This window comes from Spirosoma gilvum, from assembly GCF_054776815.1.
This window is the reverse complement of record NZ_BAAHBH010000006.1, coordinates 375,270-398,145: the sequence shown is the minus strand read 5'-3', so window position 1 is coordinate 398,145 and position 22,876 is coordinate 375,270. Positions and strand designations below refer to the sequence as shown.

The 22,876-nt window shown below is 48.8% G+C and carries 20 protein-coding genes and 1 pseudogene; 14 read left to right on the top strand and 7 right to left on the bottom strand.

Going from position 1 to position 22,876, the window contains the following annotated elements; genetic code table 11:
- Positions 1-22 precede the first annotated feature (22 nt).
- Positions 23-1,093 (top strand): AI-2E family transporter, encoded by a 1,071-nt coding sequence (locus tag ACYVFD_RS18135; protein ID WP_461091801.1) that lies wholly within the window; start codon positions 23-25, stop codon positions 1,091-1,093.
- Positions 1,094-1,173: 80 nt separating this feature from the next.
- On the opposite strand, the gene ACYVFD_RS18130 is transcribed toward ACYVFD_RS18135, so the two are convergent.
- Both ACYVFD_RS18130 and ACYVFD_RS18125 read right to left on the bottom strand, forming a co-directional pair.
- Positions 1,174-3,684 (bottom strand): PspC domain-containing protein, encoded by a 2,511-nt coding sequence (locus ACYVFD_RS18130; protein ID WP_461091799.1) that lies wholly within the window; start codon positions 3,682-3,684, stop codon positions 1,174-1,176.
- Positions 3,685-3,705: 21 nt separating this feature from the next.
- A complete protein-coding gene (locus ACYVFD_RS18125) occupies positions 3,706-4,110 on the bottom strand; it encodes a PadR family transcriptional regulator (protein ID WP_461091797.1) in 405 nt (134 codons plus the stop codon).
- 405 nt (positions 4,111-4,515) lie between these two features.
- Between ACYVFD_RS18125 and ACYVFD_RS18120 the strand changes: the two genes are divergently transcribed.
- The 12 genes from ACYVFD_RS18120 (at position 4,516) to ACYVFD_RS18065 (ending at position 15,846) form a co-directional block, all read left to right on the top strand.
- Positions 4,516-5,253 carry a LytR/AlgR family response regulator transcription factor gene (locus ACYVFD_RS18120; RefSeq protein ID WP_461091795.1) on the top strand — a complete coding sequence of 246 codons (738 nt, stop codon included), beginning with the start codon at positions 4,516-4,518 and terminating at the stop codon, positions 5,251-5,253.
- 190 nt (positions 5,254-5,443) lie between these two features.
- A complete protein-coding gene (locus ACYVFD_RS18115; protein ID WP_461091793.1) occupies positions 5,444-5,686 on the top strand; it encodes a hypothetical protein in 243 nt (80 codons plus the stop codon).
- Between the two features lie 82 nt (positions 5,687-5,768).
- Positions 5,769-6,710, top strand: a complete 942-nt coding sequence (locus ACYVFD_RS18110) for an NAD-dependent epimerase/dehydratase family protein (protein ID WP_461091791.1) — start codon at positions 5,769-5,771, stop codon at positions 6,708-6,710.
- Between the two features lie 80 nt (positions 6,711-6,790).
- On the top strand, positions 6,791-7,330 hold the full coding sequence (locus ACYVFD_RS18105) for a nuclear transport factor 2 family protein (protein ID WP_461091789.1): 540 nt from the start codon (positions 6,791-6,793) through the stop codon (positions 7,328-7,330).
- A gap of 60 nt (positions 7,331-7,390) precedes the next feature.
- Positions 7,391-8,449, top strand: coding sequence for a proline iminopeptidase-family hydrolase (locus tag ACYVFD_RS18100; RefSeq protein ID WP_461091787.1), 1,059 nt, complete (start codon positions 7,391-7,393; stop codon positions 8,447-8,449).
- A 28-nt stretch (positions 8,450-8,477) separates the two neighbouring features.
- Positions 8,478-8,981: a RidA family protein gene (locus ACYVFD_RS18095; RefSeq protein ID WP_461091785.1), complete on the top strand. Its 504-nt coding sequence runs from the start codon at positions 8,478-8,480 to the stop codon at positions 8,979-8,981.
- Between the two features lie 108 nt (positions 8,982-9,089).
- Entirely contained in the window at positions 9,090-10,334 is a 1,245-nt protein-coding gene (locus ACYVFD_RS18090) for a DUF1624 domain-containing protein (protein WP_461091783.1), read from the top strand.
- Positions 10,335-10,363: 29 nt separating this feature from the next.
- Positions 10,364-10,921, top strand: coding sequence for a GNAT family N-acetyltransferase (locus ACYVFD_RS18085; protein ID WP_461091781.1), 558 nt, complete (start codon positions 10,364-10,366; stop codon positions 10,919-10,921).
- Positions 10,922-10,947: 26 nt separating this feature from the next.
- Entirely contained in the window at positions 10,948-11,466 is a 519-nt protein-coding gene (locus tag ACYVFD_RS18080; RefSeq protein ID WP_461091779.1) for a cupin domain-containing protein, read from the top strand.
- 181 nt (positions 11,467-11,647) lie between these two features.
- Entirely contained in the window at positions 11,648-12,049 is a 402-nt protein-coding gene (locus tag ACYVFD_RS18075; RefSeq protein ID WP_461091777.1) for a hypothetical protein, read from the top strand.
- Positions 12,050-12,071: 22 nt separating this feature from the next.
- Positions 12,072-12,584, top strand: a complete 513-nt coding sequence (locus tag ACYVFD_RS18070) for a YybH family protein (RefSeq protein ID WP_461091775.1) — start codon at positions 12,072-12,074, stop codon at positions 12,582-12,584.
- Between the two features lie 28 nt (positions 12,585-12,612).
- Positions 12,613-15,846, top strand: a complete 3,234-nt coding sequence (locus ACYVFD_RS18065; RefSeq protein ID WP_461091773.1) for a histidine kinase dimerization/phosphoacceptor domain -containing protein — start codon at positions 12,613-12,615, stop codon at positions 15,844-15,846.
- A gap of 340 nt (positions 15,847-16,186) precedes the next feature.
- On the opposite strand, the gene ACYVFD_RS18060 is transcribed toward ACYVFD_RS18065, so the two are convergent.
- From ACYVFD_RS18060 to ACYVFD_RS18045, 4 genes are all read right to left on the bottom strand, one after another.
- On the bottom strand, positions 16,187-16,723 hold the full coding sequence (locus tag ACYVFD_RS18060; protein WP_461091771.1) for a pyridoxamine 5'-phosphate oxidase family protein: 537 nt from the start codon (positions 16,721-16,723) through the stop codon (positions 16,187-16,189).
- Between the two features lie 477 nt (positions 16,724-17,200).
- Entirely contained in the window at positions 17,201-18,334 is a 1,134-nt protein-coding gene (locus tag ACYVFD_RS18055) for a spore photoproduct lyase family protein (protein ID WP_461091769.1), read from the bottom strand.
- Positions 18,335-18,629: 295 nt separating this feature from the next.
- Positions 18,630-19,190, bottom strand: coding sequence for a cupin domain-containing protein (locus ACYVFD_RS18050; protein WP_461091767.1), 561 nt, complete (start codon positions 19,188-19,190; stop codon positions 18,630-18,632).
- Positions 19,191-19,454: 264 nt separating this feature from the next.
- Positions 19,455-20,825, bottom strand: coding sequence for an MFS transporter (locus ACYVFD_RS18045; RefSeq protein ID WP_461091766.1), 1,371 nt, complete (start codon positions 20,823-20,825; stop codon positions 19,455-19,457).
- Between the two features lie 474 nt (positions 20,826-21,299).
- Here ACYVFD_RS18045 and ACYVFD_RS18040 point away from each other — a divergent pair.
- Positions 21,300-21,371, top strand: a pseudogene (locus ACYVFD_RS18040) (SHOCT domain-containing protein); the annotation flags it as partial.
- Between the two features lie 54 nt (positions 21,372-21,425).
- On the opposite strand, the gene ACYVFD_RS18035 reads toward ACYVFD_RS18040, so the two are convergent.
- The gene (locus ACYVFD_RS18035; protein ID WP_461091764.1) at positions 21,426-22,574 is read right to left on the bottom strand and encodes a glycoside hydrolase family 43 protein; all 1,149 of its coding nucleotides are present in this window, start codon (positions 22,572-22,574) and stop codon (positions 21,426-21,428) included.
- Positions 22,575-22,876 lie beyond the last annotated feature (302 nt).

The following is a 22,876-nucleotide window of genomic DNA, read 5'->3' as shown; positions in this document are numbered from 1 at the left end:
CGTATACGGTACCGTTTACACGATGAATTCGATTTATACCCCTCAACAACAACGCATTTTACTCATTGCAAGCCTACTCATTATTGCCGGCTTCATCCTGTTTGGCTTAAGCGGTTATATGACGGCATTTCTGGGAGCAGGCATATTGTATGTCGTCTTCCGTCCCTGGTTTACGGCGCTGGCTATTAAACGAAAATGGAATCGATCGTTGGTATCATCGCTGCTGATCGTTTTTTCGCTGGTGGTGATTATCATGCCCTTCTTAACCCTCAGCCTATTGCTGATCGACCGCATTCAATACTATAGTCAGCATACGGAAGTTATCCTGAATCTGGTTAAAAAACTGGAGGAACTAACGGGTTATAAGATCACCAGTCAGCAAAATATTCAGGCTGTACTCCGACAGGGTGGTACGTATGCGAGTCGATTATTGCCTTCCATAGCGGGTGGCGCACTGGACTTCATCGTGATCATTGGCCTGATGCTCTTCACCTTGTACTTCATGTTTGTGCAGCAGGAGTCGTTCCAGAAGGGGCTTCAAAAATACTTGCCTTTCAAACGGGACACGCAGAAAGAACTGGCTGAATCACTTAAGAATAACGTAAATGCTAACGTATTAGGGCAGGCTCTGGTGAGTCTGGTACAGGGTGTTCTGACGGGATTAACCCTCTGGATTTTTGGCGTACCCGATTCGCCGTTTTGGGGGACCGTTGCCTTTTTTCTGGCGTTTATTCCCGTTTTAGGTACACCTCTGGTTTGGGCACCAGCCGGACTCATTCAGCTCTCACAGGGCAATACCGGTGAGGGAACTGGTATTCTGTTGGTCGGAGTCATTGTCATTATCAATATCGATAACCTCCTCCGCATCATGCTGGCCAAACGCATGGGCGATATTCATCCACTCATTACGCTGGCAGGTATTGTGCTGGGTGTTCCTATCTTTGGGATTATTGGCCTGGTAATCGGCCCTTTGCTCCTCTCCTATTTCATTGTGCTGATTCACGTATTCGAACGGGAAAACAAACAGCAGGAAAAAGAAGCCGCTCTGGCAGAAGAAAAAGTTGAGGAAGCCGCCGAAAAGAAGGCTAAATGATTGAATAATAGAATTTTGAATGACTGAATAAGCGAAGTAATCTATTCAATCATTCAAAATTCTATCATTCAATCATTAAACTACTGCCGCGTCACCTTGCTGGCTCCTGAGGTTTCGGAATCGAGTGTACCCACCTGACCCAGGTCTGCATGGCTGGCTCCATTTGCATCGACTTTAGCTCGTTGTATGCTCATACTGGTTGCTTCCAGTTTGCAGGCACCGCTCAGTTCGGCATCCAGTTGGTCCGCATGGCCATGCAACACCGTATTGGAAGCGCCCGACATGTCCAAATCCAGCTTGCCGACTTCTCCGTCGAATACAGTACGGCAGGCACCACTCATACCGATGGTTAGGTGGTCGTACCGCTCGAAACCAGTCAGGCTGGCTTTAGAGGCCCCAGTTAATTGCAGTTCGTCAATGGCTTTTGGTACTGTAATGGTCAGACCTATGCGCTTCCGATTGCTCCAGTCGAAGATTCCACGACGATCAATGAATACTTTCAAGGTACCTCCTTCCACTTTCACATTGACATCGTCCAGATCTTTTTCACGTCCATCGGCCACCACTTTGTAAGTGTCGCCTTTGCGGAAGCGAACAACAAAAGCACCGCCTACATCGACTTTCGAGAAGTCAGTAGCGTTGAACTGGCGGGTATGGTCGCCAATATGATCGAAATCGTCGCCCAATTCGCTGGCAACGGCATTCTGTACATCTTCGGTAAGATCCGTTACGTCATTGTCTTCATCATCGTACCCCCGGTCTTTTTCCCGTGGATAGTTGATGCACACCAGACCATCGACCTTGGTAAATTTCCAGATACTCGATTCCATCCGGTCAAATTCTTTCTCGCCAAACTCATTCCGAATAAACCGGGCAAACTCGCGGGTCATGCGGAACGGTTTTTCGTACGGGATCATCAGATCCATATCCAAATCCTGACCTCGGAAACGAGATTTAGGCGCCAGTTCGAGCGTTTCGTCGAAGCGAACGGTCGAATCTTTGATGGTATACACATAGCGGATCTGGCGGGCGTTGGCCTGGGCATCGGCCCGAGTACGGCCCTGCGAGCGGAAATACTGAACCAGATTTAACGCACTTCCTTCGTAACCTTTCAGTTCGATCGATGGCCGCCAATTGTCGTCGTTCTCCACGTTATTCATGGCGAAGGTGGGAATGGCAGCAGGAACGTTAAGCACTTTGGTTTCTTCAACTGTACCCCGGCGCTGGAAGCTGCTGATTACGGGCGTTACTGTGCCGCCAAAAATCACCAGACTCACGAGCCAAACACCAGCCAGTGTCAGAGCAGTACGGCTACTCAACACACTCCGCATTACAATCAGCATAATACCCAGTATGGCCAGGCCAAAAGCAGGAATAAACCCAACCAAAAACGCTGACAAGACCATTGGTAACGTTAGCTCGGACCGGATAAACTCAATAGGCATGAAATCAGAACCTGGTCCAATGTGGGTGCCGATTCCAATGGATGCGCCCAGAACAGCCAGACAGGCAACCATCAGCGCAAAGGCAAGGACGAGCATCAGTACTCCGGCAAAAATCCGAATGACGGCGACCACAGCGTTCAGAAACGGCCCCAGCGCACTACCCAACCCACCGATGATGGTGGCAATGGCCCGAAACGGAAACAGCAGAACACGGGTAAGTGTGCTTTCGTTGTTCGGCGATTCGTTGATATTCAGGTTCTGCTTAATGCTGTGCTCAATATTCGACAACGTAATGGGCTGTCCCTGCATCTCCATCTTTTCGGTCAATGTGTTGGCCTGGGGAGCAATCATCCAGAGGACAATATAGAGCAGAAAACCAACGCCAAATAAGACGATACCTAACACAAACAGCAATCGAATAATACCCGTATCGACGCCAAAATAGGCTGCAATCCCGGAGGCTACTCCGCCCAGTACTTTATCTTCGGGATTCCGAAAGAATTTTTTGACTGTTTTGTCGTCCTCAATGGTGCTGACCCCTGGCAGGGCAATCCACATGGCGATGTACACAATCAGGGTAAAGCCCGAAACGCCAGCGCCAAACTCCTGCCCGAGTGGGGGTAATGCCAGGAATAAGGTCAGAAAAATTAGCCGAACCCAAACAACATCGATATTGAAGTAATGAGCCAGACCGGAACATACGCCACCCAGTGTTTTCCGACGCAGGTCGCGCACCAACCGACGAGGTTCGAAAGTAGGGTTCGGGGCATAGGGCTGAGGGTCCTGGGCTGGGTTCTGACTTCCTGTGCCCTTTGCCCCTTGCCCTATACCGTTGGCCGAGTTACGACCGCCACTGGTTACGAGGACTTCTTCTTCCTCTACGGCTTCGAAGTCGGCAACGGTACCCATGGCTGACACAAGTTCGTTCACATCTTCCATCGAAATAGCCTGCTTATCAGCAGCTTTTAGCTTCACCAGCAATTTTTCGGCAATACGGTTCTCGATGTCGGTTACAATTTCCTGGCTGTCTTCGTAGGTGGAAAAGTATTGCTGAACCGACGTCAGGTAATTTTTAAGCTTATCGTAGCCATCCTCTTCAATATGGAAGATGACGCCACTTATATTGATACTTATTGTCTTTTTCATGGCTATTGAGAAGAGAGTAGGTTAAGCGTTGGCAGATGGAGTGGTTGGATCGGATGGCAAAATGGCGGATGTTCCATTGGCTGGTTTCTTATACTGCTCTACTTTACCGACAATCGAATTGACCGATTCAGCAAGTTCCTGCCAGGTTTCGTTCAGAGCATCCAGCGAACTACGGCCAAGTTCGGTCAGGATATAATACTTACGTGGTGGCCCGGAGGTCGACTCTACCCATTTATAATCGAGCAGACCGGCATTTTTCAATCGGGTTAGCAGGGGGTACAGTGTACCTTCCACAACCATGATTCGGGCGGAGGTCAGCTCGTCGAGCATATCGGAAGCGTAAACTTCGCCCCGCGATATGATGTGCAAGATGCAGAACTCCAGGATGCCCTTCCGCATTTGCACTTGAGCGTTTTCAATATTCATTTGGTATATAGAATTTCGTTAATTTCTTAATCCAAAGGTACTAAAAGGTACTATGCGATGCAAGGTACCTTTTATCTTTTATTGGAATTTCAGTATTAATGGTAAAATTTCAGTGATGAATGGTAATTTGTCATACATCCTTCTTATCCTACTGGCTTCACTTAATCAGGTTATTGGTTTTCATAACTATAAAATTTGAGTTTACTTCGTAGCAGATTTACAGTTAGGACTTTCGCTCGGAGCCGTGCCACGGTTTAATAAAGTATCATAGAGAACCGTGGCACGGCTCCGAGCGAAAGTCCTAACTGTGTTGATTACACGACCAGCGCTACCGAGGATACGCGGTACTGAGTTCAGCCTTCGGTACGCGTGTAATGATTACCAGACGAATGATCAACAAATAGTATGGACACCCCGTTGAAGTTGCTCGTCGTGGAGGACGACATGATCATTGCCGCCAACATCGCCCTGCAACTCACTAGACTGGGTTATGAGGTGAGCGGGATTGTGCCCAGGGGCGAAGAAGCCATTCAACATGCTGAAACCAACCGGCCTGACCTGATTCTGCTCGATATCAGTCTCAAAGGCTCACTCGACGGTATCGAAACAGCCCATGCTATCCACCAGCAGTGGAACATCCCGATTATTTATGTCACGGCCAATACCGACGAGGCCACCTTTGCCCGGGCAAAAAAAACGCATCCCTACGCTTACATCGCCAAACCGATCCGGACAATTGAGCTACAACGGGCTATCGAACTGGCCGTGAGCCGCCTGGTCGACGAGCCGCCAACTTCTGCCAACCCTACCCCCGACGCACCCTTTGTTCTCAGTGACCGGATTTTTGTGCGGCACCGCGAAAAGATCGTCAAGATTTTCATCGCCGATATTCTCTACGTGGAAGCCGACCGCAACTATTGCCACCTCTATACGGCCAACAAAGAATACCTGCTGACAACGACCCTGAAGGTGATGGAAGATAAACTTCCGGCCAACTATTTTGTGCGGGTACACCGCTCCTATCTGGCCAATCTGACGCAGGTCGATGAAGTAGGCGAAGGCCATATTGTAATCGGGGGTAAAACGATTCCGCTCAGCCACCTCCTGCGCGAGGCACTACTGAAACGAATCCAGACCATTTGAGGCCGCCGGGCAAAACCAGCACTACCGTTTACACATCCGGTAAAAATATACCCCCTTTCGGACAGTAAAAGGGTACGCTCGTCCGGGCGTACTTGGTTGAGGAATACGGTAGCGATAGTTTAGATCCGTTATCAGCCAAATCGCTTTGCCGGGCTGATTAGGCCGCTCCGTTTCAGATCACACCCAAACTATGTTTAACCATGCCGTTCCCGTTTCCCACTATTCGTTCGTCGGCGTTTTTTGCTTCCTGTATATCCTGCCAGCTGCCATCTTACTGGCCTACAGAGGCCTACCGTGGCTACGATTACCGCTATACGAACCACAGTATCAGGGTAAGTTATACGCACGGTTCAAAGCGGAAACCCTCATCTGGCGAATTGAATCGAGAACTGGTCACCTCCTGCCCGATATGGCCTATTCGGCTGCCAACTAATTAGTTCTTCTTCCTCAACCAAATCTGTTCACCTCTTCATCACCGGGCTATAAACAGCTCGGTGATTTAAGCCCAAAACTTTATGCGAACGGTAGGCATCATTGGCGGAGCTGGCTTCATTGGCAGCTACGTCACCCAAAAATTTCTGAACGAGGGCTATACCGTGAAGGTATCCACGACAGACCTTGCCAAGCCCGAAAAATACCAGAATCTGCATCAGCTTTCTCACGCTGAAAACCTGACCGTCAGCGAAGTGGACGTAACCAACGAAGCGACCCTGGGAGAGTTTTTACGGGATTGCGACATTGTGGTTCATAGCGGCACTCCCTTTCAATTAGCCGCCGAGAATCCGCAGGAAGAGGTATTCGAGCCGACCGTCCGTGGCACCGAGAACTTCCTGAAGGTGGTCAGCCAAATGCCTTCGGTACAGAAGGTGGTGTTTGTAGCCTCAGTAGGTGCGCTCAACACTGCCTACCCGATGCCCGTCCCCCACTACCCCGCTGACCACCTGTATACCGAAGCTGACGAGCCGTATCTGGACCCCGAATCCATTCCCTATGCGCAGGCCAAGTACTACGCCGATCAGGCCGTGCGAACATTCGTGGCCACGCACCCCCAACCCGGTTTCGAGATCGTAAGCGTGTCGCCCACGGGCGTGATGGGTAAACCGCTGTCGTCCCGTGAGGATTCGACGTCGGTGGGTCTGCAATACCTTATCAAGCATAAAATGGCCCCCAATCCGTTCGTGCAGATGATGTTTGACCACGACGTGGAGATGGCCATTGTGTCGGTTTCCGACGTGGCCGAGGGGATTTTTCGGGCCGCAACCACCGCCGGGCTGCATGGCAGAAATTACCTGCTCAACACCGAAAGCTATAAACTATCGGATATGACGCTCATGCTGAATGGCAAAGCCCCGGTAAACGCTGCCCGAAACGTTTATAGCTATGCGTTGGCTGCTCAGGATCTGGGAATGCAGTTCCAACTCGCCCATGTGCCGCTCAACGAGTGGGCCGACGTTTGATCCTGATACAGGCTTCCAACGTTCGCCTGAACCCGTTTTTTCAGTCAATCCAAATTTTTAAACCTAATCAAACTAACCCATTGAAAACTCATCAAGTACCCCAGATGATGGCTGTTGTTATGGCCTTGTTCCTGTTTGCCGCCGGTTGTAGTTCACCCGCTAAAGAAACGCCTACCCAGACAACTGCCGTGTCGGCAATGGCACCTGAACAAAAGCAAGCGGTTGAAAAGGAAATTTCTTCCCTTGTGAAAGAATTCTTCCAACAGGTGGAAAAACTGGATATTGAAACGTGCATGACCTACTTTGAAAATACGCCTGATTTTCAGGCGGTCAATCCCGATGGTACCTTCGGAGACTACAATGCACTTAAAAAGCTGAACGCGGATGGGTTCAGCCAGATGAAAACGTTGAGTGTCGTGCCAGCAAAGGAAGCGATTCGGGTTTTGACTGACTCGCTGGTGCTTTATACGTTCTCAATGGAACAAAATGCAACGCTCAAAACCGGCCAGAAAATGAAGTTTGAACACGTAGCGGGAACGATGCTCTTCACCAAAATCAATGGCGCGTGGAAAGCGACGTTTTACCAGGAATCTGCATCGGCACCGGTAGCCGTCAAGTAGCAAAGACTGAGCGCCTATAAAACCAGTATCCTCGCAGCCTTTTCTCTATTCGATAGACCCATGAAAATTAACCAATTTCGCTCTTCGCTGTTACCGGTCACTTTTGCTGGTTTGCTCATTGGCCTGGCCGTTGTCGGCTGTGAGCCAAAACCAAATGCCGACAAGGCTAACGCACTCCAAACCTATTTTGCCCCCGCCGATACGGGTATGCAAACCGGGGGCGTAAAAATAATCCCGATCAAGACCCCGAAAGGCACATTCAACGTGTGGACGAAGCGGATTGGCAACAACCCAAAAATTAAGGTGCTGATTCTGCACGGGGGGCCCGGTGCCAACCATGACCCCTACGAGTGTTTTGAGAGTTTTCTGCCCAAAGAAGGCATTGAGTTCATTTATTACGATCAGCTCGGCGCGGGCAACAGCGACCGGCCGACTGACAAGAGCCTGTGGGTATTACCCCGTTTTGTGGAAGAAGTAGAGCAGGTTCGGATAGCGTTGGGGTTAAACAAAGACAACCTTTACCTATATGGTCAGTCGTGGGGGGGCATTTTGGGTATTGAATATGCGCTTAAATACGGACAAAACATCAAGGGTTTAATTATCTCGAACATGATGAGCAGCGCGCCCGCCTACAGCCAGTACGCCAACGACGTACTGGCCAAACAAATGGATCCGAAGGTGCTGGCCGAGATCAAAACCCTTGAAGCCAAAGGCGACTTCACCAACCCGCGCTATATGGAACTGCTGCTGCCCAATTATTACGAAAAGCATATCTGCCGGTTTCCAACGGCGCAGTGGCCCGAACCGCTGAATCGTGGGTTAGCCAAACTCAATCAGGAGCAGTATGTGACTATGCAGGGACCAAGCGAGTTTGGCATGGCGGGTGATGCTAACCTAAAGAACTGGGATCGTAGTAAAGACCTGCCAAAAATAACAGTGCCGACGCTTGTGATTGGAGCCACCTACGACACGATGGACCCTAAACACATGGCGATGATGGCCAGGCAGGTCAAAAATGGCACTTTTCTGCTCTGTACCAACGGTAGCCATCTGGCGATGTACGACGACCAGCAAACGTATTTCACCGGATTGATCTCTTTTTTGAAAAAAGGGAATTGATCTCTTCACATTAACCAACCAAATCCCAATGAAACCCAACCAATTCACTATGATGCTGGCCGCTTTTGCCGCGCTGATCCTATTTGCCGTCGGCTGCAATACCGCTCCCCAAAAAACAGATGAGAAACCAGCGGCTCAATCCGATGCACCGGAGTATTTTATGTTACGGCCCGAACTCGAAAAAGCGTATGGCTATTCCCATGCCGTTCGGATTGGCAATGAACTGAAAATATCGGGGGCGGTCAGTATGGATGAGAAAGGAAACCTGACGGCGAAAGGTGATCTGGGCCAACAAATGAAAAATTGCTACGCCGATCTGGACAAAATTCTGAAGCACTATGGCTACACCTGGGACGACGTTGTGGTGGAGAATATTCTGACCACGAACATGCCCGAATTTGTGAACCAGTCGGCTTACCGAAATACGATCTACAAAAAGCAGTTTCCGACCGGGTCGTGGTTTGGCGTGAAGGAATTAGCCTTGCCCGGCCAGCTAATTGAGATTGAGTTAGAAGCCTATAAAGTGCGCTAATTCAGGTAAGCGGATTCGGTGATGAGGCTCATCGTTTTTGACAGATTCCTGCCTGAGGTTATCTAAACCCTCCAGAACACATAAACGAGTGTTAGCCGCTATACCAAAATGACCTTTCCGCTCTCCCATACATCGGTAACCGAAGGCTCCCTCAATCCAGCGCCTTCATTCATCAAAAACCGTGTTGAGTCCATCGACGTACTGCGGGGCCTGATCATGGTCATAATGGCGCTGGATCATACGCGCGATTTCTTTCACGGCCAGGCCTATACCGACGACCCGCTCAATCTCGATACCACCACACCGATCCTGTACGCCACCCGCTGGATTACCCACTTCTGCGCCCCTACGTTTGCTTTGCTATCCGGTACGTCCATCTACCTGCAGGGGTTACGAAAATCGCGCAGCGAGTTAAGTCTGTTCCTGCTAAAACGGGGTCTATGGCTCATTGTCGCCGAGGTGCTCCTGATTGCGCCGGCGGATACGTTTACCCTGTTTAATCCCATCACGCTGGTTGTTTTCTGGTCGCTGGGCATCAGCATGGTGTTCATGGCCGGATTAACATGGCTGCCGTTCCGGGCCATACTGGGCATTGGTTTAGCGATCGTTTTAGGCCACAATCTGCTGGACGCGGTGGAACAGGCACCAGGATTTACATCTGGTTTATGGTGGGCACTGTTTCATGGTGGTAGTCACCGTGTGTTTGAATACGCTCCCGGTCGGGTCGTTGTGGTACTGTACCCGTTTCTTCCGTGGCTGGGGCTAATGATGATGGGCTACTGCCTGGGCCGTCTGTTTGAGCCAACGGTTGCGCCCCAGAAGCGTCAACAGTGGCTTGTTTATCTCGGTGCCGGAACCATTGGGTTATTTGTGGGGCTGCGTTGGCTGAATGGATACGGCGACCCTTTCCCCTGGAGCGTCCAGAAAGATGGCCTCACAACGTTGTTCTCGTTCCTGAAGGTGCATAAATATCCCCCATCGCTGCTGTACATGTGCATTACGGTAGGGCCGGGCCTGCTGGGACTGGCGTTGCTGGAGAACGTACACAATCGTGTTACAGCCGTGCTGCGCACCTACGGACGAACGGCCTTTTTTTATTACACGATCCATTGGTACGTCCTGCATACCCTGCGCATGATTGTCTTTTTTGCCGCTGGCCACACCATGACAGAGGCCGACAAATCGCTGCAAATCATACCGATGCGGTTTGTTCTACCCGGCGATGGAGGCTACAACCTTGGGGTGGTTTACCTCATTTGGATAGCCGTTGTCGCGTCCTTGTATCCCCTGTGTAGCTGGTATGATGCCTACAAGACAACGCACAAAGAGCAGTGGTGGCTGAGCTATCTGTAGAAAGTAAACAACCAAAACCCAGTCAAGAAATGAACGAAAGTGGAAGAGTAAAAACAAGAACTGTTGTCATTCCCGACGACCTGGAAGCCGTTAAAAAATTATGGTTCGACTATTTAGTTTGGGGTAACGACAAAATGCAGAAACTCTATGGCGTCCATCCTCATAATCCAACAGAAGCAGTTGACCAGGATATCCAACAGATTGGCAAGTTTCAACCCCCTTACGGACAGCTAATCCTGGCTACTTATGAAGGTGAAGTATGTGGACTTGGAAGCCTGAAACGTATCAACTCCGATATCGGTGAAATAAAACGAATGTTTGTTGATCCAGCTACTAGACGAATTGGGGCTGGACGAGCGATCCTTGACCGACTTTTACTTGAAGCAAAAAAAGTTGGTTATAAAAGAATTCGGCTTGACAGTCCGAAGTTTATGGAAGCAGCTCACGCCTTATATAGACGTGTTGGATTTCGTGATATTGACGCGTATCCAGAGATGGAAATCCCCGCAGAATTCAAAGACTATTTGTTATTCATGGAATTGGATTTAACGATGAAAATCGACTCAATATGCAAAGACGAAAATTAATTCAGTTGTTTTTTTCGATTGTACCGATGGCAACTATCACACCTTTTCTTACAAAGGCGCAAGAGAAATTCACACTACTAAAAGGAGGAGGATTTAAAGTAGAAGCTGATAAAGACCGATGGAATGAGGATACGATTTTTGGAAAGGAAAAAAATATGAAGTGTAAAATTTCAGGTAAAGACACTAACAATAGTTTATATGTTGTAGAGGAAAATGACCCCGTAGATGTTGGCCCACCTTTACATATTCATCCTAATCAAGATGAAGTGTTCTTTATCACAAAAGGAAATTACCTTGTGAAAATTGGTGATGATGTATTTAATCTTAAAAAAGGCGACACTGCGTTTGCTCCAAAAAATATTCCTCATTGTTTTCTTACAATTGGAGAAGGTCCTCACCAAATGATTCTCACCTACCAACCTGCGGGTAAAATGGAAGAGTTTTTTTACAATAGAAAAAACCCAGCATATACGGACGGGAAAACTCTTGAGCAGCAATTTAAGGAACATGACATGGAAATTGTCGGCCCTAAACTCACTAAATAGATAAGCACTAAGTAGCTTTTTTTCGATTTGAATCACTAAATAAAATAAAAGAAACTACGTTCATTTTGCCCTTTTGTCAACAATGTTGTTGACACCTGATTCATATTCGAGTAAAACAAATAAGCCCAGCCTATACTGCCGGGAATCAATCTTAAAACAGTTAAACTAATCCAATCAAACCATGAAACAACTCCTGATTTCCCTAGCTTCTCTTTGGCTGCTGGTTAGCCTCGGTACGTCATCTGCACAGGCTCAGCAAACGGCAACGACTCAACTCAAAAGTATTCACCTTTTCGATATGCCGGCGGGTGTAACGGAGGCCCAGCTGTCGGCGATGATTGGTGAGCTGAACACGATCATTAAACGTCTGGGCTACAGTAACGCCGGATATACGCTCTACAAAGTAGAGGGAGAAGGAGCCGACAAATACCGCTACTTCTTCGAGGGCAATTGGCCCAATGCCAGCGCGTACCAGAAAATCCACGACGACAAATCGTTTCAGGAAGCAGATAAAAAACTGGGTACGGTGTACGAGAAAATAAAAGCCGTTGAACTCTACCGTCGCTTAGTGAGAGTGCCTTAATCGTCTAACCATCAAAAACCCAATGAAAACCAATCCATTCACCCTACTCCTGGCCGTTGTTGCCATCACATCTGTATGCGTTACTGGCTGCAACGCCCCCGCCCAAAAACAGGAAACTGCAACCGAGCAGGTAGCTGCTAAACCCGATATGGCCGCCATCAAATCGGAAATACAAGCCATCGAAACCGAGTGGGCCAGCGCCACTACCGCTAAGGACATCGACAAAGTAATGGCACTCTACACAGACGACGCCATAGAAATGGCCGACGACGAACCTATGTCCGTGGGAAAGGCTGCGATCCGGCAGGTGTTGCTCAAAAGTATGAAAGCGCGCAAGGCCGGGACTACGGTTTCCTACGAGACGATGGACGTGTACGGCGATGGCAACGTAGTGACCGAAGTCGGGAAGACAACAGTTAAAGACGCGGCTGGCAACGTAGTGAGCACCGGCAAATACATGGGCATTTTTGAAAAACGCGACGGAAAATTTATCTGCATCCGCGATATTAACAACGAGGATCAGAAAGACAAGTGAAGTAGCTTGGGCTAACAAACAGGTCAACATGAATGGACGCGTTGTTTTTGGGTGGCTCCTCCTGCGATTGTGCCTGTCCGCGTCCGCCGGACAGGCACAATCCACGGTGCTTTACTTCGACGAACCCCCCAAAGAGACGCTAGGCCGCAACCGAAATCAACTAACCATCAATCGATTCTTTACCGACCGCGACGATTTTCTCTGGTTCGTCGGCGGCAGTGGCCTGAACAGATACGACGGCCATGAGATCGTAACGGTACGCTCTGATCCGGCGAACTTGAACTCCCTCTCCTCGGCGCGGGTGGCGGATATGATTCAGGACGAGCGAGGTACGTTCTGGATAACAACCCGCGACGGGGGCCTTAATGCCTACAATCAGCAAACGGTCAACGTGACCCATTTTCGACACCTGCCCACCAACAAAACCAGTTTGTCGTCGGATAAGCTCCGGTTTCTTCAACGCGATGAATCCGGTTATCTCTGGATCGGCAGCGATTATGGCATGAATCGGTTCGACCCCAAAACAGGTAGCACTGTCCGTTTTTTGCCCAAACCGGGCGGGGCAGGGCAGTTACAGGGCAACCCGCTGTCGCCCATTCTGGTGTCTCCTGATTACATTTACGTTTGCACGACGGCTGGGTTCGAGCAGTTTGACCGAGCCAGTAACCGTTGGCGGTGCTTTCCGACTGTAAACAAATCAGGGGTGCCCGTCATCAATGCCACCGATGGTCTCAATGTGATTAACGGCCTCTGCAAAGATCGTCGGGGTCTGATCTGGATGGGTGTTCCGGACCAAACCGGGCTGCGGGTTTTTGACCCCAAAACCGGGCAAATCAACTGGTTCGATAAGCGAACGACCGATGGCAAACCCATTCCGTTTCCAAACGTGATTCTGGAAGATCGGGCGGGGCGGCTTTGGCTTTGCTGCGATAACGACATCTTCCGCATTTCAGCCGACCGGAATGTCGTGGAGCATTGCACACCCGTAGCCATCAGCAATGGGGAACAACTCAGGGAACTGGTAACCCTCTACGAAGATGGACAGGGGTTAATCTGGCTGGAACGGGCGAGTGACAAAAACCCGCTTTTTTTTGACCCCCGCCAGGAACGTCACCCCAACATTCCTTTGCCCAAATTGAGCAACTCCGCCGGTGCCGTTCCGACCCGGCCTGGATTGGCCCGACCCGTAACGGAATCCCTCATGCCCGACTCGGAAGGCTTCCTTTGGATCAGTACCGATCTGGGCCTGATTCGCTATAATCCGGTCCAGAATGAGATGAAGGTTGTCTTGAAACAACCCCTGACCTATTTCACCCTCACGCTGCCAGGCTCGACCGGGACCGGCTACGATCCATATCTGCTGGTTGGTGCGGAAGCTGGCCTGTTCGTTTACAACAAAAAAACGAGCCGTCTCACACCAGTCCGTTTAGATAAGGCCGGGAGTAAGACGATCCCGAATGCCATCGCTTCGGTCATTGACCGGGATGGCGACCTCTGGATTTCGACCTGGGGGCAGGGACTTTTCCGCATTCCGAAGGGCAGCTTATCGGTCGAGACGGGGCTGGTGAGTACGTATGACCAGTGGAAAAATGATCCCACCAACGCCAATAGTTTACTCTCGAACACACTCCAGAAAATTGCGGTCGATGCGCAGAACACAGTGTGGGTGTGCGGAGCCGCTCATGGGCTTAGCCGGGTAAATAAACGAACCCGACAAGTGCAGCGGTTTGTACTCCGGCAAGGCGACCCCTACGGACTGGCCAGCAACTACACCTTTGCGCCCGTGATTGATAAACAGGGTGATGTATGGATAACGAGTGGATATTCGGCTCCCTTGCAGAAGCTTTCGGTCAAAACGGGAAGATTCAAAAAATATGGTGCAGCAGACGGGTTCACGGACGATTATTTTGCCCACGCCACCCTCGACCGAACTGGCAAAATCTGGTTCAACCAGAACCAGGTGGTATCCTGTATCGACCCCCTTACGGAGCGCGTAACCACGTTTCCGCAGTTTGTGGGCAACTCGGCTTACTCAACGCCCATTACCGCACTGGCCACTACCGGCGAGATTTACTTCGGTTGCCAGAACAACTTACGGCGGTTTGGGCCAAACGATACCATCCACATCATTCCTAAAGCCTCTTCACCCCTGCGGTTGGTGGGCGTTTCCTGCTTCGACACCGACGGTACGCAAACCATGCGGCCCATGCCCTCGGATCGCTGGCGAGTCAAGGAGCTGGCATTGTCGCATCGGGAAAACACCTTAGAACTAAAATTTGCGCTGCTGGATTACCGCAATACCAGCAGTCGAGCGTATGCCTATTCCCTGACCGGACCGAATGACGAGCCACAATGGGTAAGCATCGGCCCCAAAAACACCGTTGATTTTGCCCAGATGAAGCCGGGAACGTACCTGTTCCACCTGAAAGCCCGCAACAGCGACGGAATTTGGACCAATCTGACGCCCCTCCGCATACGCATCAGCCCACCCTGGTGGCAAAGCCTTTGGGCCTACGCGGCTTATGCGCTGCTGCTGCTACTCGGCTTTTGGTACTTATTGAAGGTCCGTCTGCGTGAACAAGCCCGTGAACTGGCCCTTCAGGAAGCCGTTGTCATTAAACAACAGCGCGACGAGATTGCTCAGAAAAACGCCCAGAACGAACTCCTGCTGAAAGAGATTCATCACCGGGTCAAGAATAATCTGGAAGTAGTGTCAAGTTTGCTGGCCTTACAATCGGCTAAAGTTACTGACCCTAACGTACAGGAAGCCATACAGGCCAGTCAAAACCGGGTGCAGAGTATGGGCATCATTCACCAGAAACTCTACCAGGGCAAGCAGTTAGGGGCGATTGAGATGCGCGACTATTTTCTAAACCTCAGCGAAAGCATTCTCGATTCGTTCGATGCCGCCGGTCGCATCACCATCCTCTGTTCGATGCCCGAGCTAGTACTGGATATTGACACGGCGGTTTCCATAGGACTAATCACGAATGAGTTACTAACCAACTCGCTTAAATATGCCTTTATCGGTAAGGACAACGGCACAATTCGCATCAGTCTGACGCGGATGGACGACGATTCATTGCTGTTGATGGTAGCTGACAATGGTATCGGTAAACAGCCTGTGGAAGCCGTCAATGAAACCGGCTTCGGCACCCAGTTGGTGGAACTACTTACCCGCCAGCTCGATGGTATACTAACCTACGAAAACCAGCATGGGACGTTGGTCAAACTCCGCTTCAACCGGCCAGCCATTGCCTAAGGCCAGTCAAAATCAGAAACCTGTATTCAATCGTTCGCTTAGCTAATAATCAATTTACGGCTTACAAAAGAGGTAGTTTTTGTTGTGTAACGAACCTGTTGATCTCCGTACCTTTTCGTCTCCTCCTTCTGGCCGTTTTCGACTACTAAAAAGGTCATTTATTTGACCAAATTGACCAACAAACTACTAATAATAAACTATTTACGTTTTCTTCTCGATTGCTTAAAACGACGCTTGATAATAGTTGTTCGTCAACCACCGTTCGCCAATTCGGATGATACCATTACAATTTATGAACAGTAGTATCCGAATCGACGAACGGCTAACAGATGACTAGTTTTTAGACCGTTAATTTACCCTCAATCGAGTCATCTAACGTTTTACCCATAATCGCACCGGCAGCCATTTTGACAAAGGCTACCGCATTCCCGTGTTTATTGTCCCAATAATAGCCCTCACGCGTGTCTACTTTGATCACGGTAATGCGCGGATCGTCCTCCCCTTCGGTAAACCACGTTTTTAACAGCGGCTCCCAAAGTTCTTTGATAAGCTGTTTATCTTTCGATATGGTGGCCTCGCCATAGACACTCAGAAAATCGGAATGAGCCGAGCCCTGAAACAACAGGTGAACTCGATGGTCAAGCTGTATCTCCGCATTTTTATGACTGTCGTCGGCACTCAGGAACCAGAAATTGCCGGCTTCATCTACCTTTTGCACCGACATAGGCCTTGTTGTCAAGGGCTGGCCTGACGTGATTTTCGTACAGAAATAACAGGTCTTGTTCTGGTCTACCAATTCCTTAATTTTTTTCCCGGCTTCGATCCCACTCAGATCTTCGTGATTGGCTTCGGGTTGCTCTTGATTAATACTATCCATAACGTTGTTAATTCATGTATACTTGTTTCCACTGCTAACAACCTGTTGAACCAACCGTCTTTGGAAAAACCCGTACTACTAATTTTCTTTATTTTATGGTCTTAGATTAACAAGCAGTCTCTAACAGATACTACCCGAATTGGGAATTAATCATCTGTTAATCAGCATTTAGTTTTGAGATACCGATTCGACTTACATGATCACCATTTGTTTATTTTAAGTCAACAAGACGCTGCGACAACGTCTGATGCGGTATTTCTACTGGGGACTTACAAAGATGCCAACGAGGCTGTTGCCAAAATCTGTAAACACCGACCTGTCGTTGTATTGGCGTTTTCGAGAGAACGTAGCTTGGCCCATAGCGAATTGGCTTCTGCCTCATTTAATTGTAGAGAGCGCTGGCTTAACGCTCTCTTTCGAGAAGGTGGCAGATCCGCATTTGGTGCATGACGGATTTAGGCTCATTAGCCGCAGTGGTTATGTCCAGTACAGTATTGGAGCATCAGGGAAACGCTGCGCCCACTCCCGGTAAAAGAACGACTTCATCTGGTTCATCTCCACAGGACGATAAACGTACTTGGTGCCACCAAACTTATTACGCTTCGGAGCCCGCGTTGCTTCATTCATCTCCAGCGAGGTGTTTGGGTACCACGCCTGGAGCAATGCCTTGGAGCCCGCCGTGAAGCGGTGGCTGATAAACTCAACAGTCAGGTCACAGGGGAAATCAAGAACCTCAGCGATCCGATCCAGCAGCGCCCTGTAATGGTCTTGCCAATCCGTAACAGGCATGACGGGGGCAATAACTAAGCCAATGGGGTATCCACCACCGCCTACCTCTCTGGGTAAAGCCAGCTTGCGAAGAGCCTGCAACCGGGCTTCTACCGAAGCGGTTCCACCTTCCAGGCGACTGGCCAGGATGTCAGCATTCAAACTGATCCGAGCACGGGTCTGCCCATTGTGGGCCAGATCGAGCAGATTGTCTACCTGATCGTACTTTGAGACAAAGCGTAACTGCCCCATCGATCGATTACCAAAATATTGGATGCATTCCGCCAGACTACCCGTCAGGTGCTCAATACCCAGCACATCAGTATAGCAGCTAACCTCAAAGGTGGTCGGTCGGTTGGGTTCGTTTCCCTGCCAACTCCGGTTAGGCGGATACGTGCCTTCGTAATTAGCCGTGTGGGCAAGCATCTTTGGCAGGTTGGCATACGCTCGCACAACTGGTGGACCTGCCAGACTACCCGCTAAGTAACAATACTGGCAATGGGCCGGACAGCCTTCGGCCAGGTTCATCTGCCAATCGGCGGAAGGAGGAATGGGCTGAAGTCTGAACGCACTCGGTGGCGCATTAACAACGGCTAGTGTCGATTTAGCCAGGCGATATGTCTCCCGCTCATCGACTCCGCGCAGACCCGTGATGCGGTTATTTGTTGCAATATCAATCGGTAGATTAAAGGCCGATACCCGTTCATAGATGGCCTGTCCAAAAGGTTCCTTTAGGGCGTCAGCGGTAAAAACAACCCGTTTGGGCATCCATAAACGAGGTGACTTATTTAATGATTGGATAGCAGGCTTGTCCTGCAAAACAGGTTTTACAGTAAGAGTCATAACGGAGCAGAAAAGCGGGCAAATGTTGACGTTAGGAAAGCGGTTACCCTACCAACTAATAACATTTTTTTAACCCGGATAGCTCCCGAACCCGGCAAATAATTACCTAATTAACACGCTGATATACAGAAAGTTGACTATTTTTCTCAACTACAGTAAACAGTTTATTATATATGAATATTTCGAGTTAAATGCCTGGCCAGTTAGCTTCTGGATTCAGAAGCTCTGTTAGCCACAACTGGATTTTATTATTGAGATCCCACAGCTTACCTGGTTTCCTTGTAGCGGTTATCGGTCAGTCAACTTTCAGAGGAGGGCCAACTACTTGCATATCATGATCGGCAAAAATTTTGGCTATTTCCTGTGGGGTTGGCTCCTTTGTCAGGCTTGACATGACCACAAAAAACTCCTCCAGCTTACCTGCTGGCTGAAGAATGACCGTCATACGCCCTTTTTCACTAACTTGAGTCCAGGCATGCGGCACTTTGCGAGGTAAAAATATACTGTCACCTGCCTGAAGTTCAAAACGATCCTTACCAACTAAGAAAGCATACTGGCCTTCTTGTACATGAAAGATTTCATCCTGGTTGGGATGGACATGTAAAGGGGTGCCTCGCTTAGGTGACAGAGAAGTTTGTTCAAAGACCGCCAAATCCCCATTGGTATCTTTTCCTGATACTTTCACGTCCAGAATATTAGCATTAACGCCTTTAAGCTGGATATGTCCATGATAGCGGCCTTCCCCTTTCTGAATTTTAAAGCCTTTCGAGTCCCGGTCAGCCAGGGTTTGGGCAGGGTCAATCGTTACAAGCGGAGTCCCTGCCAAAGTCGTTTGAATAAATTTTCTTCGTTTCACGCTTGTTGGTTTGATGTTTACCCGTACAATCACCCATAGTTTGAGTGGTCTATCAATTAAATATACAGGCCAGTACTGCTCAGCAAACGAAGCTTTTATTAAACGGACGCAAAACCCATTACACAACTAGAATTACTATGGAATAACCCAACGTACGATAATAATCTACCTGAATTTAGTATTCTAGCAAAAATCTCCTCCTTGTGATGAAGAGTCTTTCGCTTATTCTGATATGGGGCATTCAGAAGCGCCAGCAACGACAATTCAGCTCCCACTACTGACGGCGAAGCCGTCTCTGTCTTTAAGAAGTTTACGTTCGGCCGATAAATCTTTATAGTGGCGTAAGACCAAAAAGATGCTGACCATGGCTACGGCCGCTAAACCACCTGCGACTAAACCAAGAGTTGGCGCCTGAATATAAGCTAACGCCTGACCTGCCAGGTAGGATCCGGCAATATCCGATAAATTCACAAAAGCCATATAGGTCGTAAATTGTGAGCCTTCTATTCCGGTGCGACAGATCGACATCAGCATCGGCATGGCGGCTGCACTTATAATCGGGTCCATAAAATACAACGCTACCAAACCAGCCTGGGCAACTGTCCGGTTAGTCCAGGCGGCTTCTAACAGATTGAAACCAAGCAGATAGGTGGTCACAACAGCCAACACCATCACCAGTAATCGGGGAGCCCCGATTTGGTCAGACACATACCCTCCAATAAGGGCTGCGGCCGTAGCAACCAGCATTCCATACGTACCCGTCAATAGCGAGATAGTCGTGTCAGCCCAGCCTAGTTGTTGAATCAGGTGATAATTATAGCTTCTTAAAAATAAGCTGACACTGACGTAGGCAGTTATGATTGCGCTGGCAATTAACAGATTCCGAGTGGCCAGAATGCCTTTTCCTAATTCGACAAACAGCCATCTGAAAGTGGGAGCTGGAAAAGGTTGTTCATCAGTTGTTGCCGTCAGGATTGGAGTCCGACGCTTCAAAAAAGGGAATAGCCGATCTTCAGGACGCTCTCGGATAAAGCCGGTGAGCAGGGTGAGGGCAAACAGACAAAAGCTTTGGGTAAGAGCCGCATCGAAAAAACTATACGTACGGAGAATTTGGGAAAGTACTGCTGCACCTACTGCGGTCCCAATCAAAAAGCCTGCCCGCATAAAGGCGTTGACCCTACCCCGCTCGTCTTGAGGAATGATCGATATGGCCATAGCATCAACGCTCGCGTCTTGGATGGCAGCAAAAAGACTATGGACAAGAAAGAAAAAACCAAGTGTACGCAGTTCTTTGACGGGATCATCAACGAGGAGCATAGCCAGGGAAGCGCCAAATGCCAATAGCTGGGCACCAAGCACCCAGGGCTTTCGGCGGCCCATGGGTGACTGCTGATAGCGGTCAATCAGGGGACCCCATATAAACTGAAACGCCCAGGGTAGCCCAACCAAAGCCGCAAACGACCCCGTTATCGCAGGACTTACGTTTTCTGCGGTTAAATAATTAGCTAGAGCAGTCAGTGAAAAGCCAGCTGGTATGCCCTGCATCCCGTACAAATAAAAGAAGACAACGTACCGCAGTGGACGACTTTCGGAGAGAACCAGCCGGAATTTAGCGGCTGTCGGCGTAGTAGACATACATAAAGTCGATAACACAAGCGAAACTTGGCTGGTATGACACTATGTATAAGTCGAATGTTTTCAACTATCAAATCTGGTTATAAGTGGCGGTATTGGTATTGCCGGAAATTCTCCTTTGGACTGTCAATTGCCTGTCGGTTATGGCCAAGCTGAAACCCTGTTCCACGTTTCGTGTAGCAGACTAAAATGTAGTCGGTTCTTTAGGTTAAAGTAACACGGGCGACTTCTTTTATCGACGGAGACAAATACGTGTTACTTTTTACAATTTTCTAAGTCAAAGTAGTATGATAGAGCGGGAAGGCTTTATCATTAGGAGAGCGAACAAAACCCGGTCAGATTGGCCGGGCTTTTTTTTGGTTATGCATTAACCCAGAAAACCGAGCATCATTCCCAGTTAGTGAACCGTGTCTAAGTTAGTCTGGGGCTAAGTCAAAATCAGCCGGTTCGGTCAGTGTAGCCGATGAGCTTCTTCAATTAAAACAACTCCTGGATGCGGGTGCACTGACGCAGAAAGAGTTTGACGATCAGAAAAAGAAACTGTAGAATCAATAAGGCTTTAACAGTGGAAAGGCTATGTAATTTCTATTGGCCGCTCCCTTATTCGGCCCCCGAAGGAAGTTTTTGAGGAGTGGTGGTAGGACCTACGATCTTAATCACTCCATTTTCTACCTGCATCCGGTCAAAACAAACGACCCGTTCATCGCCGGTTTTAGCCGTTCTGGCGTGGTAAACACAGAACATCTCTTTACCATCGGGTGAGTAAGCGATGCTGTTATGTCCAGTTCCGGTAACCGAGCCGCCCTGTAGCGTGTTTTTCTGTAAGATCGGGTTATTAGCCGCTTTTTTATAGGGACCTAAAGGCGAGCTGGAGGTAGCGTATCCAATGGCGTAGTGTTTTCCCCCAAAATAATTGGCCGAATACATCATATAATACGTTTTCCCTTTCTTGAAGGTAACCGAGCCCTCCGTCCAGCGCCGATTTACTTCCCGAGTCGTAACCGATTGACTTTCCCAGTCAGACTGCCTGTCGCCTAGCTTGACGGGGGGCCGTAATAAAAGAACGGGTTGGCCAACGACGCCGGAAAAATCGGGTTTCAGTTCGACGCCGTAAACCCAGCTTTCTTCGATCTCCTGAAACCACCCTTTTTGTTGGGCTAAATCGGCTATTTCACTTTCGACCGCATGTTTGTAACAGCAGCGTGAATAGTATAAATACGCTTTGCCATTGGTATCGAAGAAGACATTGGCGTCGATGATGGGATAGCAAGGATCAAAAACAGGCTGTTGGGCCAGATCAATAAACGGGCCGGTTGGCTTGTCAGCCACGGCTACACCTATCCGGAAATTTTCCTCTTCATGCGTCGGATTGACTTTCCATTGAGCGCTATAAAACAGGTAGAATTTGCCCTTCACTTCATAGACTTCCGGTGCCCAGTAAGCGCCACCCCACTTCGCTTTCGGATCACTCCAGCCATTCGGATTATTATGAAAATAAACCTGGCCTTCCCGCTTCCAATTCACCATATCTTTGGAAGAATAAGCAACAAATCCCTTATCAGCTCCTGCACCTGTACCATACATGTAGTAAGTCCCCTTTGTTAACAATACAAACGGATCACCAAATTGGACTGGTAATGGATTCGTGTAGGTGGCTTTGGTTTTATGCTGGGATTGAGCCGTTTGGGCTGACGAATAACGTAGAGACAGTAGGATGAAAAAGAAAAACAATAGTGATTTTATTCGCATGGTATAATCGTTTCAGACTTGATTCAGCAATCCAATACCAATAAATGACGATTGGTCTATTTTGAAAAGGCATTATCTGGCATAGGCTACTGAGTCGGAGCAAACCCGGTTGCTTCACAAGATCGTTTTAGAAAGTTGACGATCATGGTATCCATTAACCAGATCTAATCCGGTCATCGACAATTTTTGATTAAATCCAAAAATGTAACATAGCCAATTAATCATGTAACACGATCTTGCTGTGTTTTGGATTATGCCAATATACTTTTGCCCTTAATTACTATCTATCAAGTTCACTCATT